Below are 12,490 nucleotides of genomic sequence, written 5' to 3'. Positions count from 1 at the left end.
GCCCAACGAGGCACGGGTATTTCAACCACCACGGAGATTCCAACATGAGCACACAATTCATCGGCGAGGGCAACATCGGATCGCCTCCCGAGTACCGCGAATTCCCCAATGGCAACGACGATCCTCGCCGGTTGCTCCGGCTGAACGTGTACTTCGACAACCCCGTCCCCACCAAGGGCGGCGAGTTCGAGGACCGCGGCGGCTTCTGGGCGCCGGTGGAACTCTGGCACCACGACGCCGACCGCTGGCAGCAGCTCTACCAGAAGGGCATGCGGGTGCTGGTCGTCGGCCGCATGGAGCGCGACCCCTGGACGGACAACGAAGATCAGCCGCGTGAGACTTGGCAGGTCAACGCGCGCAGTGTCGGCATCCTGCCGTACCGCATCGAGTCTGTGGCCCTCAGCCCGAAGCCACAGGAGGCAGAGCCGAAGCCCCAGGCCACCCAGGAATCGACGGCGCCGAAAGAGACCAAGCGCAGGAAGTGATCGGGCATGGAGGGCGGCTGCCGCAGTGCTTCGCCGCCCTCCATGCGCTGCGAATTATCCCCAGGGGATAGCTCCACCAACGTCCACCGAGTTCCACGCGCGCTCCCGGAAATCGCGGCTCTCGGCCCGCACACTTCCGGCCACGCACCTTCCCCGCACTCGCCATTTCATCGGCGTGAAAGCGGTCGCTGCCGCATGCGGCTTGTTTGCTGCTGCCAGGGGCTGCGCTCGGCATCCTCGATCCCAGCAACTCCATGAACAACAGGAATCGGGATGGACGGATATGCGGCTGTTCTTGTGCGAGAAGCCCTCCCAGGGCAAAGACATTGGCCGGATTCTCGGCGCCACGCAGCGCGGTGAAGGCTGCCTCAACGGTTCCGGCGTCACGGTCACCTGGTGCATCGGCCATCTCGTGGAGGCGGCGCCGCCCGAGGCCTACGACGAGCAGCTCAAACGATGGTCCGTTGAGCAGTTGCCCATCATTCCCCAGCACTGGCGGGTCGAGGTCAAACCGAAGACCGCCACGCAATTCAAGGTCGTCAAGGCGCTCTTGGCGAAGGCGACTCACCTGGTTATCGCCACCGATGCCGACCGCGAGGGCGAATTGATCGCCCGCGAGATCGTGGAGCTTTGCGGCTACCGCGGCCCCATCGAACGCCTGTGGCTGTCGGCGCTCAACGATGCGTCCATTCGGGCGGCACTGGGCAAGCTGCGGCCTTCGGCCGAGACGCTTTCGATGTACCACTCGGCGCTGGCGCGCTCCCGTGCGGATTGGCTCGTGGGCATGAACCTGAGCCGGCTGTTCACGGTGCTGGGGCGACAGGCGGGTTACGACGGCGTGCTGTCGGTCGGCCGCGTACAGACCCCGACGCTCAAGCTCGTTGTGGACCGCGACCGCGAGATCGCGCGCTTCGTGTCCGTACCATACTGGGCCATCGCCGTGTCCCTGTTCGCAGGCGGTTCGACTTTCGCCGCGCAATGGGTTCCACCCGATGCGTGCACCGACGACGCAGGCCGCTGCCTGCGGCAGCCGGTCGCACAGCAGACCATGCAGCAGATCCGCGCTGCGGGCAGTGCCCACGTCGTGTCGGTGGAGACTGAGCGTGTCCGCGAAGGCCCGCCGCTGCCGTTCGACCTGGGCACCTTGCAGGAAGTGTGTTCCAAGCAGCTTGGGCTGGACGTGCAGGAAACCTTGGAGATTGCCCAAGCCCTGTACGAGACGCACAAGGCCACGACGTACCCCCGCTCGGACTCCGGCTACCTGCCCGAGAGCATGTTTGCCGAAGTGCCCACCGTTCTCGACAGCCTGCTCAAGACCGATCCCTCGCTGCGCTCGATCATGGGCCAGCTCGACCGCTCGCAGCGCTCGCGCGCCTGGAACGATGGCAAGGTCACGGCGCACCACGGCATCATCCCGACGCTCGAACCGGCGAAGCTCTCCGCCATGAGCGAGAAGGAACTGGCCGTGTACAGGCTCATCCGGTCGCATTACCTGGCGCAGTTCCTCCCTCACCACGAGTTCGACCGCACTGTGGCCAAGTTTTCGTGCGGGGGGCAGAACCTGGCGGCCACGGGCAAGCAGGTTGTCATCCCGGGTTGGCGCCAGGTGCTCGCCGAGCCGCAGGCCGAAGACGGTGATGGCGAGGGCGATACTGCGGTCCGCGCCCAGGTGCTGCCCGCGCTGCCGAAACTGTATGAGGGCCTGGCATGCCAGGTGGCCGACGTCGATCTCAAGGCACTCAAGACGCTGCCGCCCAAACCGTACACGCAAGGCGAGTTGGTCAAGTCCATGAAAGGCGTCGCCAAGCTGGTGTCCGATCCCCGCCTGAAGCAGAAGCTCAAGGATACGGTTGGCATCGGCACCGAAGCGACGCGGGCCAACATCATCGGCGGCCTGATCGCTCGCGGCTACCTCGTGAAGAAGGGGCGCGCCATCCGCGCCTCGGATGCGGCTTTCACTTTGATCGATGCCGTGCCTGCGGCGATTGCCGACCCTGGCACCACCGCCGTCTGGGAACAGGCGCTCGACATGATCGAGGCCGGACAGCTCACCCTGGACGTGTTCATCGGCAAGCAGGCCGCGTGGATTTCGCAGTTGATTGCGCAGTACGGCAGCGCCTCCCTGTCCATCAAGGTTCCCCAAGGGCCGGCATGCCCGCAGTGCGGCGCACCCACGCGCCAGCGCAGCGGCAAGAGCGGCCCGTTCTGGTCGTGCAGCCGCTACCCGGACTGCAAAGGCACGCTGCCAGTCGAATCCGGCAGCTCCAAGCGCGGCGCCTCGCGCCCGCGCCGTAGCGGCCGCAAAGGCTCCTGACCGCCCCCGTTCCCCGTGAGCCGTGCCCGCCTTCGGCGGCGTGGCCCCTGTCCCGCACTCCGCCGCATGCCCTGCGGGACGCCCAGCGCGCAACGCCTTCTTGATCCGTGTGCGCGTCCCGCCCAGCCGTCCCCGGCCGCGGGACCTGAAGGTAGCTTCTCTGCGAGCCGCACCACGCGCGTTCTGTTGATCTGCGTTTCTTCCGCCCTCTGCGAAGGGTCTCCCGGTGGCTTGCCAGGCTGCACGAGCCACCGGGAGACCCTTCGTGGTCAGCGGTAATCGGTGCCGGTGCCCGCCGGTGCAAAAACGGGCTCCCTTTGTGCGCGGATGTGCGCCAGACGATGCCGGCCCCAGCCACGACATGGGCCGGGTGTGATTGCTTGATGAGCAGACGGTTCTAGCGACGACCGGGCCTGCCAATCAGCCCACGGGTGGTTCCTCTTTTCTCCCGAGCCGAAGGCCGTTGGGCCTTCGGCGCCATTCTCCTGCCCATCAACGTCCCGGCCCGGCCATTGGCCTGGGCCACACGAACAGGAGAGACGACATGCACCCTCAACCTTGCGCACCGCTGCTGTACGGCAGACGGAGGTCGAGAACGGCATGCCCGCCTATCGCGCGGCCATCGCCAATGGTACGCTCGGCTGCAGCCGAGGCCGTAGCCCAAAGGCTGGACTACCTCTTTTGCAGAGGTAAACCTCGGGATGAACTGGGCGAAAACATGCCTTATGTGCCCGCCTTACGGCGAGCTGTTTCCGATGCTTCGCGCAGGATTTCCCGCCCCCCATTCGCTGCGATTGCGGCCACGATGACGCCCAGCACCAGATCCGGGATGTTCGACCCGAACCCCATCACCAGCACCCCGGACAGCACAATCGCACCATTGACGATGGAGTCGTTGCTGGTAAAGATCGCTGACGCCTTGAAGTTCACATCTTCCCCGCGATGGCGGCGCAGTAGTCTGAGGCACACTAGGTTCAAAGCCGCGTTCAGCGCGGCCATGGCCATCATGGCTGGGCCGACAGGCTCTTCCCCTCCAGCGAAGCGGCGTAGGACTTCCAACAGCAGCAGCGCGGCCAGGCCGATTAGCAAGAAACCCGACAAGCGGGCCGCGCCCACCTTGACCGTTGCCGCACGACCGACGGCATACAGGCTAACCGCATAGACCGACGCATCGGCGAGGTTGTCCAACCCGGCGCCCATCAGCGCCGTAGAGCCAGCCCAGATGCCAAGGGCAATGCCGGCGGCGGACTGCGTCAGGTTGATCAGCAACACAGTCAGAAGAATCTTTCGGTCCTTCGCATCGCTCGCATCTAGGCGGCCCAACTCGTCGTTTTCGTGATTTCTGTGGTTTTCAGCCATGCATTGTTCCTTCCAAATCGATGGATGCTGAAGCCTGTAGCGGCTGGAGAGTCAAGGCGCAGATGCAACGAACTTGCCACAGGGTCTTCCCGGACGCCCTTGACTCTACCGTAGCTAGAAGGTTTTCCAATCCAGTCAGAGCTTTAGGACAGAACAGATGAGCACCAATGCGCCCCCTTCATTGCGACTGTCATCCGGTATGGCTGCTATCCACTGATCCGTGGCGCCACTGCGGTTGTGCTCTTCGGCGAGCTCGCGACCGGCCGGCCGTCTTTTCCGACGGAGCTACTCACAGTGATCGTCGCGCTCGCTTGTGCCGCCTTGCTAGAGGGCGGGCGGCCTTTCCACTCCCCGTTGAGCCAGTAGCGGCGTTCCAAGCTGTGGTTGGCCGTCGGCGCATGGCTCGGCTTCTTGGTCGTGCATCTGGCCTTCCAGCACTCCAATCTGGGATACCGGGTCGGGCCGTTGGGATTGTTGATCGGGGTGGCTGAAGCCCATCGCTGGCATCACAAGCGTGAGCACGAAGACGCCCAAGTCAACTACGGCGATTTCTGGATGCCCGGGGGCCACTTGTTCAGCGCTTTCCGGTCGCAAAAGCACACGCTGGGCGCCAAAGAGTGACACTCAAGAAAGATGGACTTTCCAATGGACTACGGCCCGCAGCTTGTCTATCCCTTCCGGAGCCGGCCAGCAGCGGCAAACGCTTGCGCTGCTGGCTATACGATCTTGCCCACGTCGCATTCTTGCGCGAGTCGGGCCTTGCGGCTTCTTGCGAAGCGATCGCGAGTTGCGTGGCGTGCCCATGAGTCGGGCCGCGTCGTGGCGCACTGCTACCTTGGCCTGCACCTGCACCTGCGCAGCCACGCCGCGATGCTCGGTCTGGCCTGGAGAACCCGTAAGGTGGCGGAGATTGCGGCGCGCAGGTCGTCCGGCTCGCGCTGGCTCCTGTGGGCCACGCCCTCGGTCGCACGCCGTCTCAAAACGTCAGAATCGCGCGCTTTCGCATGATGGAGCGCGGCACGTGGCTCTCAGAACTGGACCCGATCACTTCCAGCACCGATGACACGCTCGAGCTTCAGGCGGGCTCGGCCAAGCTGTTGAGAATGCCGCACTCGCGCGAGGTTCGGGCGCTATCGCAGGAGCGTCGCAGATCCATTAACTCGCGCTCCAAGGCGCGCAATTCCTTCATCTTGGTCCGCACTTGCGCGATATGAGCGTCGACCAGCGCGTTCACCTCGCCGCAGCCCAACTCTGGCCGATCCCGTAAGTTCAGCAGTTGACGGATCTCATCCAGCGTCATGTCCTTCGCCCGGCAGCGGCGGATGAACAGCAAGCGCTGCAAATGGACTTCGTCATAGAGCCTGAAGTTGCCCTCGCTACGTGCAGGCTCGGGCAGCAAGCCTTCTGACTCGTAAAAGCGCACGGTCTGCACCAAGCAATCTGCCTTCTTGCCCAGTTCACCGATCCGCATCATGGTTGCTTCCTATAAAAAACTTGACTCTATATCTACTAGAGGTTTTCTAATGATGGCATCCGGGGAAAACCTTGTCAATGAAGAGCGATCTATGAACAAAGAACCTTCCAGCCCATGCGCCTGCTCCGGCGGCAATGGCCAACAGACGGCGTGCGCCAGTGAGCAGGCCAGCACTGAAACCACCGTTTTCCACGTGAGCAACATGGATTGCCGCAATGAGGAAGCACTGGTGCGGCGAACGCTGGAGGGCATGCCCGGTGTCGAGCGGCTCCTGTTCGATCTTCCGCAGCGTTTGTTGACCATTTCGCACCGCGAAGTCTCGGCCGATGCCTTGGAGCAAGCGCTGAATTCGGTGGGCATGAAGGCTCAGGCTGTCCGAGACGCCGCCGTGTCGACCACCTACCGCATCGAGAACATGGACTGCCCGAGCGAGGAGAAACTCATCCGCTCGCACCTCGGGGCAGTCGAGGGAATTCAGGACCTCGACTTCGACCTCGCTGAGCGCACCCTGTCGGTGAAACACCTCGCTCAGGCACGCGCGCAGATGGAGCAGGTCCTGGCCTCGATCGGCATGCGCGCCAAGGAGCAGACCTTCGGCCACACGGGGCCGATCGAAGCCGCGGCTGTGATCCCATCCTCGGCCCTGCAGCAGCAACCAACCGCTGCCGTTTCCGCGCCGCCGATCGGCGAGCGGGTGACGTACCGGATCGAGAACATGGATTGCCCGACGGAAGAAGCGCTGATCCGCGACCGGCTGGGCAAGCTGCCGGGTGTGACCGCGCTCGACTTCAATCTGATGCAGCGTGTGCTGGGAGTCCAGCACACGCTGGCGACCTCAGCGCCGATCGAGAAGGCGCTTGCTTCCATTGGAATGCAGGCTGCGCGGCAGGACATGCAGACAGCCACCACGGTACTTCGCATCGCGAAGATGGACTGTCCGACCGAGGAAAGTCTGATCCGCGGCAAGCTGCAAGGCATGCCGGGCGTGCAGGGAATGGATTTCAACCTGATGCAGCGCACGCTCACGGTTCGGCACACACCCGACGCGATCAAGCCGGCAGTCGAAGCCATCGAATCGCTGGGCATGGAAGCCGAGGTCCAGAGGACTGATGAGCCGCGCGATGCCCCGGTGGCCGCGCACAAGACCAATTGGTGGCCGATGGCGGTTTCGGGCGTTGCGGCGGTGGCCGCCGAAGGCGTGTACTGGGTCAACGACGGCAATCATTGGGCCGTGATCGTGCTGGCACTGGTTTCGATCTTCACCGGCGGCCTCAGCACCTACAAGAAGGGCTGGATCGCGCTGAAGAACCTCAACCTGAACATGAACGCCCTGATGGCCATCGCGGTCACCGGCGGCATGGCGATCGGCCACTGGCCGGAGGCCGCCATGGTCATGTTCCTGTTCGCGTTGGCGGAAGTGATCGAGGCGAAGTCGCTGGACCGCGCCCGCAACGCCATTCGGGGGCTGATGGACTTGGCGCCCGAGACCGCGACCGTGCGGCAGGCCGATGGCTCATGGACAGAGCTGCCGGCCAAGGAGGTCGCAAAGGGCGCGGTGGTCCGCGTGCGTCCTGGCGAGCGCATCGCACTGGACGGCCTGATCACCTCGGGTCGATCGGCCATCAACCAGGCGCCCATCACCGGCGAGAGCCTGCCCGTCGAGAAGGCCGAAGGTGACCAGGTCTTCGCCGGAACCATCAATGAGACCGGCTCTTTCGAATACAAGGTGACCGCAGGCGCCAGCGACTCGACGCTCGCGCGCATCATCCATGCCGTGGAGTCCGCGCAGGGCAGCCGTGCGCCCACGCAGCGCTTCGTCGACCAGTTCGCCCGCGTCTACACGCCGGCGGTGTTCGCGGTGTCCGTGCTGGTTGCCGTCGTGCCGCCGCTCGCCTTCGGCGGCGCATGGTTTGACTGGGTCTACAAGGCCCTGGTACTGCTGGTGATCGCCTGCCCCTGCGCTCTGGTCATCTCCACGCCGGTCACCATCGTCAGCGGCTTGGCCGCTGCCGCCCGACGCGGCATCCTGATCAAGGGTGGCGTCTACCTGGAGGGCGGGCGCAAGCTCAAGGCGTTGGCCCTGGACAAGACCGGCACACTCACACATGGCAAGCCCGAGCAGACCGACTTCGTGCCGCTGATCGGCGAGGCGCAGGAAGTTGCCGCCTGGGCCGCAAGCCTCGCGGCACGCTCGGACCATCCTGTGTCTCAGGCCATCGCCCGCAAGGCGAACCGTGACGGCATCGCGCTGCACGAGGTCGACGACTTCGCGGCGCTGCCTGGCCGCGGCGTGCGCGGCCGCGTCGCCGGGCGCATGTTGCACATGGGCAACCACAGGCTCGCCCAGGAGCTGGGCCTGAGCGAAGCGACGCTCCAGGCTCGGCTGGAGACCCTGGAGCGCCAAGGCAAGACAGCGATCCTGCTGATGGACGATGCGACCGTGCTCGGCATTTTTGCAGTGGCCGACACCGTGAAGGAAACCAGCCGTGAGGCGGTGGCCGACCTGCAGGCGCTGGGTGTGCGCACGCTGATGCTGACGGGGGACAACCAGCACACGGCCGCGGCCATCGCTGCCCAGGTCGGAATCTCTGAAGCCCGTGGTGACCAACTGCCCGAAGACAAGCTCAAGACCATCGAAAGCCTGGTCGGCGGCGAGGGCCAGGTGGGCATGGTGGGCGACGGCATCAACGATTCGCCCGCGCTCGCCCGTGCCGACATCGGCTTCGCCATGGGCGCGGCCGGCACCGACACCGCGATCGAAACAGCCGACGTCGCCCTGATGGACGACGACCTGCGCAAGATCCCCGCCTTCATCCGGCTGTCGCGTAGCACTGCGGCGATCCTCACGCAGAACATCGTTCTGGCCCTTGGCATCAAGGCGGTGTTCCTTGCGTTGACGTTCACAGGGCATGCCACCATGTGGATGGCTGTGTTCGCTGACATGGGGGCAAGTCTTTTGGTTGTCGTCAATGGGCTGCGCCTCCTGAAGTTCAAGGCGGCATGAACAATGGATGAACCATCTCTTCGCAAGACGCAGTGGTACTCACTCGCGATCGTTATATTCGCCGGCGATCAGGCAGCTAAGAGCTACATTGACGCGACAACTCCCTTGGGTTGGTCGCACGAGGTGGCGTCATTCTTCAACCTAGTTCACGCTCTCAATCCCGGCGCGGCGTTCAGCTTCCTTGCTGGCGCGGGCGGCTGGCAGCGGTGGTTTTTTCTGGCGATCGCGTTCGCAATATCGGCATGGCTCGCATGGCTGCTCTCCCGGCCGCTGCGCAAAACGGAAGGCCTTTCGTACAGCCTCATTCTGGGCGGCGCATTGGGCAACGCGTTCGACCGCGCCACGCGCGGGCACGTTATCGACTACATCGACTTTCACCTGCACGGCTGGCACTGGCCCGCCTTCAACATCGCTGACATGGCCATCGTGGGCGGGGCGATCGCGCTGGTGGCCCAGTCGTTCATGAGCGTGGAGAACCCGGCCGCCACAAAGGAGTCCCAGTGACATTGGGACGATCCGGAAATTCGCAATGCACACGGTGCAGGACACCAATCTGAAGAGAACGGCCCCCAGCATGAGCGGCCGCGGCTTGGCCCTCATGCTAGCGCCCACCGCCGCTTTTGCTGCAACGCCCTGTTGCGATGGCGGCGATTGCTGCAACGACGTCGCAATGCCTTGCTGTGAATAAACAGCACGCAAGCCAGTTGACCTGGCAATTATGAAAGTCCATCACGGCGATGCTGGCCTTTTTCGTTCCAATGAGCCGTCACGGAGAGGTGATGATGAAGCTATGCCGGGATCCTGCAAGCTTTAGGACGGTCTTCTTTACCGCATAGCGATATGCTGATGTCACCCGTTCGCCTCGCCTGGCAAGTACAAGTAGTTCGTCGCGGTTTTCTGGCCGTGTCCGCCCGCTTCGCTGGCCCTTTTGCCCCAAACAAGCGCAATCATGCCTGCGTTACCACCAAAGTTCGCCCCCGCCAGTTGCTGTTCCTAAAGGGCATCAAGCTCAACGCCATCGCCGACCGGCCAGCGTATTTCGCATCGCTGCGTGCCCGTCGGGGCCAGCCCATCGTCATCCTCGCAGAGCTGGGACCGGACGAGGCATTCGCCCTGTGGAAGCAGCATGTACTGGGCGACAGGCCTCGCTGACCCAGTTTCGCCTCATCCTCCTGACAGCCCCGCACTTATTGCGGGGCTTTCTTTTTTCCGCGTTCGCCAATCGGGGCTGTTGCAAATGCCGATTTCCGGCTGACGCGGCTCGCCTCGCGCATGAAGCTGCCCGCATGTGTCGCTGATTCGTCAGCACCATGCCAGCAGCCAGAGTTTCCAGGCTGCCGCGGATTCTTTCCGCGCTACCCGCCAGTCCGCCATCGCATCGAGTCTGCGGACGCGCGTCACCCGTGACGCCGATGCTTTTTTCTCAACCGCGTGCGGGAGCTGCCATCCCGTGAGGGACGAGGCCCCGCTTTTTCCAAGGAGCCCGTCCATGTCCCAGCAAGCCTCTTTCGGCCAGTTGGCCTTGATCCATTGCGGCAAGTTCCTGCCGCTCGAAATCCTGCATAGCGCCGCCGGCCACTACATCGGCACGCGCGATACAGAAGGTCCCGTTTCGCGGGAATCCTGCCAGTACTTCCGCAGCTATGCCGCGGCTCAACGTGCCCTCGAAAGAGGCGGCTGGTCCCAGCTCGCCACACCCTGATCCAACTGGAGGAACCACGTCATGAACCAGCTTTTGCCCCAGGAAGTCGTCGATCAGATCATGCGGGAAGAGCAGCATTTCGCCGCCGCGCCCCAAGCCTTCTTCGAGGTCTGGAAGCGCGGCGTCGAGATCGCAGGCCCGCAATGGTTTGGCGACGGCACGCGCGAAGGCCTGAACCAGGCAAAGAGCAAGTGGGATCTGCGTCCCGACATGCTGCGTGCCAACGACGCACTCGGCGTCCTGAGCAGCGGGGAACGCATGTTCCTGTCCGCCATGTTCAGCTTCTACAACGCGCGCGAGGGCGGTGCCATGCTCAAGCGCTGCCACTTCCAAGGACTGTCGGACTTCGATGGTCTCGATCTGCAACGTCGCCAGGTGATCGCCGACCTGCTGCTGAACTACAGCGGTTGGTGAGCCGGTCCCTGGCACACCTTCATCACTGCGTTCACGGGACCCCATGAGGGACATGCGCCTCGTTCGAGGCCATGTCCCTCGCGTTTTCTCCCCGCCCAGCGCCATCCGGCATCAGGCGGTTTCCCCTGCGGATGCCATCGTCCGCAAGGGCTGGCTCCGTTCATTCATCGAAAGGAGCCTTCATGGCCAACAACTACTACGAAGCCACCGGCGTTCTCGTGCTCGACCGTGTGACGCCCGTCATCCAGGCGCTGTTCGGCGCCTTCGCGCTGGACGAGAGCCACCCCGGCAACGGGCAGGCCTACATCGCCCAGATCGCCGAGACCACCAATCCGCAATGGCCGGACGTGCTCGATGGCCTGGAAGACCTGGCCACGCAACTCGGTATTCCGATGCCGGACGACGAAGGGCTGTCGATCCCGCCGCTGCTCGAACTGCTCGCCGTGCACTTCCGTGCCGATGAGGACGAAGAGCTGGGGAACTTGATCGACCGTCATTCGTTCGAGGACACCGCCGATCTCGACGCATTGTTTCTGATCGCCACCCGGTTCGATGACGGGCACCACCTGACCGCCATCCAGTTCGAGGGCTGCTGGTACTGCAGCAAGCCGCGGCTGTTCGAGTTCGGCGGCAACGGCTGCTACCTGAGCCGCGAGGTCCGCTTCATCAGCTCCTCCTCCCAGGCCCTCCAGCTCGGCGACCAATTGCGCAAGACCATTGTGGCCGCCGACATCGAAGAGGCTTCGGCCCTGATCGCGCTGGAGACCATCAATCTGCTGGCGGGCGTCAGCGACGAGCCATTCCGCATGAATTTGCGCCGGCGCGTCGCCGAGCGATTGGCCCAAACGCCAACGATCAGCGTCACCTGACGCTGTTTCCTTTCTTTCCACCCACCGGGGTCAATTCCCGGTGGCGGGGATTTGCTCCATCATTATTCTGTTGGAGAAATCCCATGTCCCAGAATCCCAATCCCTTTCTACGCGGCTACTGGAATCTGAAAATCGTCCGCACGCTGTCCATCAGCTACGAGGACGGAAGCCCGCATGTTTGGCGAAACATCCACCCGAGCCAGCAGCACCTCTGCGACGCGGCGCTGGTTTCTTCTCCTTGCATCATCACCAGCGACTTCGCGGTGGTCAGGACTGGCACCGAACCTGTCGGCGCCGCACTGATCGCCGAATGCGACGCGGCTGAAGGGGGCAGCGGCGAAGGCATGGTGGGTGCCGTGGTGTACGCGATCCACGGCGACGACTTCGACGGCCGCCCCGTCCACATTGGCGACACCTATTCGGCCGAGGCCGCACGGGAAGTCGTGCAGCGGTTGAGCTTCGAGACCGGCTACTACAGCCGGTGCTGGGAAATCAGCAGCGCGCACATCAGCCGCGAAACCGGCCAGTACCTGGCCAACCTGGCTGACCTCGCGACGCCGGAGGCCTTTTTGTTCATCGCGTTCCGGATTCCCTACAGCCCGGCGATCGGCGTCAAGCTGATCTCCACGCCCTGGACGGACCAGCACCTGCAGGACGTCGAGGGGATCGCCGCCGAGCAGCTTCGGCAGGAGCACCGCAGCAAGGGCATGCCGGACGAGCTGGCACAGATCCTTGAACTGGCCGGCCAGGCCGACGTGCGCATCCTCATCCTCGATGCCGACGCACCCGTGTTGCCGGGCCTATCGCTGGCCGGCGAATAGCTGCCACACACATCCCCGGCCTTCCTTGTCCTCACCGCATGCCGGCCC

At 64.0% G+C, this 12,490-nt stretch carries 12 protein-coding genes; 10 read left to right on the top strand and 2 right to left on the bottom strand.

What is annotated here, in order from left to right:
• Positions 1–44: 44 nt before the first annotated feature.
• A complete protein-coding gene (locus tag P2T68_RS11080) occupies positions 45–485 on the top strand; it encodes a single-stranded DNA-binding protein (RefSeq protein ID WP_003098976.1) in 441 nt (146 codons plus the stop codon).
• Positions 486–768: 283 nt separating this feature from the next.
• Positions 769–2,799 carry a DNA topoisomerase III gene (locus tag P2T68_RS11075; protein ID WP_003116834.1) on the top strand — a complete coding sequence of 677 codons (2,031 nt, stop codon included), beginning with the start codon at positions 769–771 and terminating at the stop codon, positions 2,797–2,799.
• A gap of 723 nt (positions 2,800–3,522) precedes the next feature.
• On the opposite strand, the gene P2T68_RS11070 is transcribed toward P2T68_RS11075, so the two are convergent.
• A complete protein-coding gene (locus tag P2T68_RS11070; protein ID WP_003098972.1) occupies positions 3,523–4,158 on the bottom strand; it encodes a cation transporter in 636 nt (211 codons plus the stop codon).
• 417 nt (positions 4,159–4,575) lie between these two features.
• Here P2T68_RS11070 and P2T68_RS11065 point away from each other — a divergent pair, with 417 nt between their 5' ends.
• The gene (locus tag P2T68_RS11065) at positions 4,576–4,779 is read left to right on the top strand and encodes a hypothetical protein (protein ID WP_023657334.1); all 204 of its coding nucleotides are present in this window, start codon (positions 4,576–4,578) and stop codon (positions 4,777–4,779) included.
• A 454-nt stretch (positions 4,780–5,233) separates the two neighbouring features.
• Here P2T68_RS11065 and cadR read toward each other — a convergent pair whose 3' ends face one another.
• Positions 5,234–5,632: a Cd(II)/Pb(II)-responsive transcriptional regulator gene (gene cadR, locus P2T68_RS11060; protein ID WP_003098965.1), complete on the bottom strand. Its 399-nt coding sequence runs from the start codon at positions 5,630–5,632 to the stop codon at positions 5,234–5,236.
• 91 nt (positions 5,633–5,723) lie between these two features.
• On the opposite strand from cadR, the gene P2T68_RS11055 reads away from it, so the two are divergent.
• The 7 genes from P2T68_RS11055 (at position 5,724) to P2T68_RS11025 (ending at position 12,442) form a co-directional block, all read left to right on the top strand.
• The gene (locus P2T68_RS11055; RefSeq protein WP_003098961.1) at positions 5,724–8,636 is read left to right on the top strand and encodes a heavy metal translocating P-type ATPase; all 2,913 of its coding nucleotides are present in this window, start codon (positions 5,724–5,726) and stop codon (positions 8,634–8,636) included.
• A gap of 3 nt (positions 8,637–8,639) precedes the next feature.
• Positions 8,640–9,140, top strand: a complete 501-nt coding sequence (gene lspA / locus P2T68_RS11050) for a signal peptidase II (RefSeq protein WP_003098955.1) — start codon at positions 8,640–8,642, stop codon at positions 9,138–9,140.
• 336 nt (positions 9,141–9,476) lie between these two features.
• Positions 9,477–9,788, top strand: a complete 312-nt coding sequence (locus P2T68_RS11045; protein ID WP_003108988.1) for a hypothetical protein — start codon at positions 9,477–9,479, stop codon at positions 9,786–9,788.
• A gap of 337 nt (positions 9,789–10,125) precedes the next feature.
• Positions 10,126–10,338, top strand: a complete 213-nt coding sequence (locus P2T68_RS11040) for a hypothetical protein (RefSeq protein WP_003116833.1) — start codon at positions 10,126–10,128, stop codon at positions 10,336–10,338.
• 21 nt (positions 10,339–10,359) lie between these two features.
• A complete protein-coding gene (locus tag P2T68_RS11035; protein WP_003116832.1) occupies positions 10,360–10,752 on the top strand; it encodes a hypothetical protein in 393 nt (130 codons plus the stop codon).
• A 182-nt stretch (positions 10,753–10,934) separates the two neighbouring features.
• Entirely contained in the window at positions 10,935–11,621 is a 687-nt protein-coding gene (locus P2T68_RS11030) for a hypothetical protein (protein ID WP_003116830.1), read from the top strand.
• 83 nt (positions 11,622–11,704) lie between these two features.
• The gene (locus P2T68_RS11025; protein ID WP_003116829.1) at positions 11,705–12,442 is read left to right on the top strand and encodes a hypothetical protein; all 738 of its coding nucleotides are present in this window, start codon (positions 11,705–11,707) and stop codon (positions 12,440–12,442) included.
• The last annotated feature ends 48 nt before the right edge of the window (positions 12,443–12,490 follow it).

Source organism: Pseudomonas sp. G11 (assembly GCF_029457515.1).
GTDB lineage: Bacteria > Pseudomonadota > Gammaproteobacteria > Pseudomonadales > Pseudomonadaceae > Aquipseudomonas > Aquipseudomonas gorinensis.
Note: the sequence above shows the minus strand (reverse complement) of the source record. Positions and strands in the feature narration are given on the sequence as shown.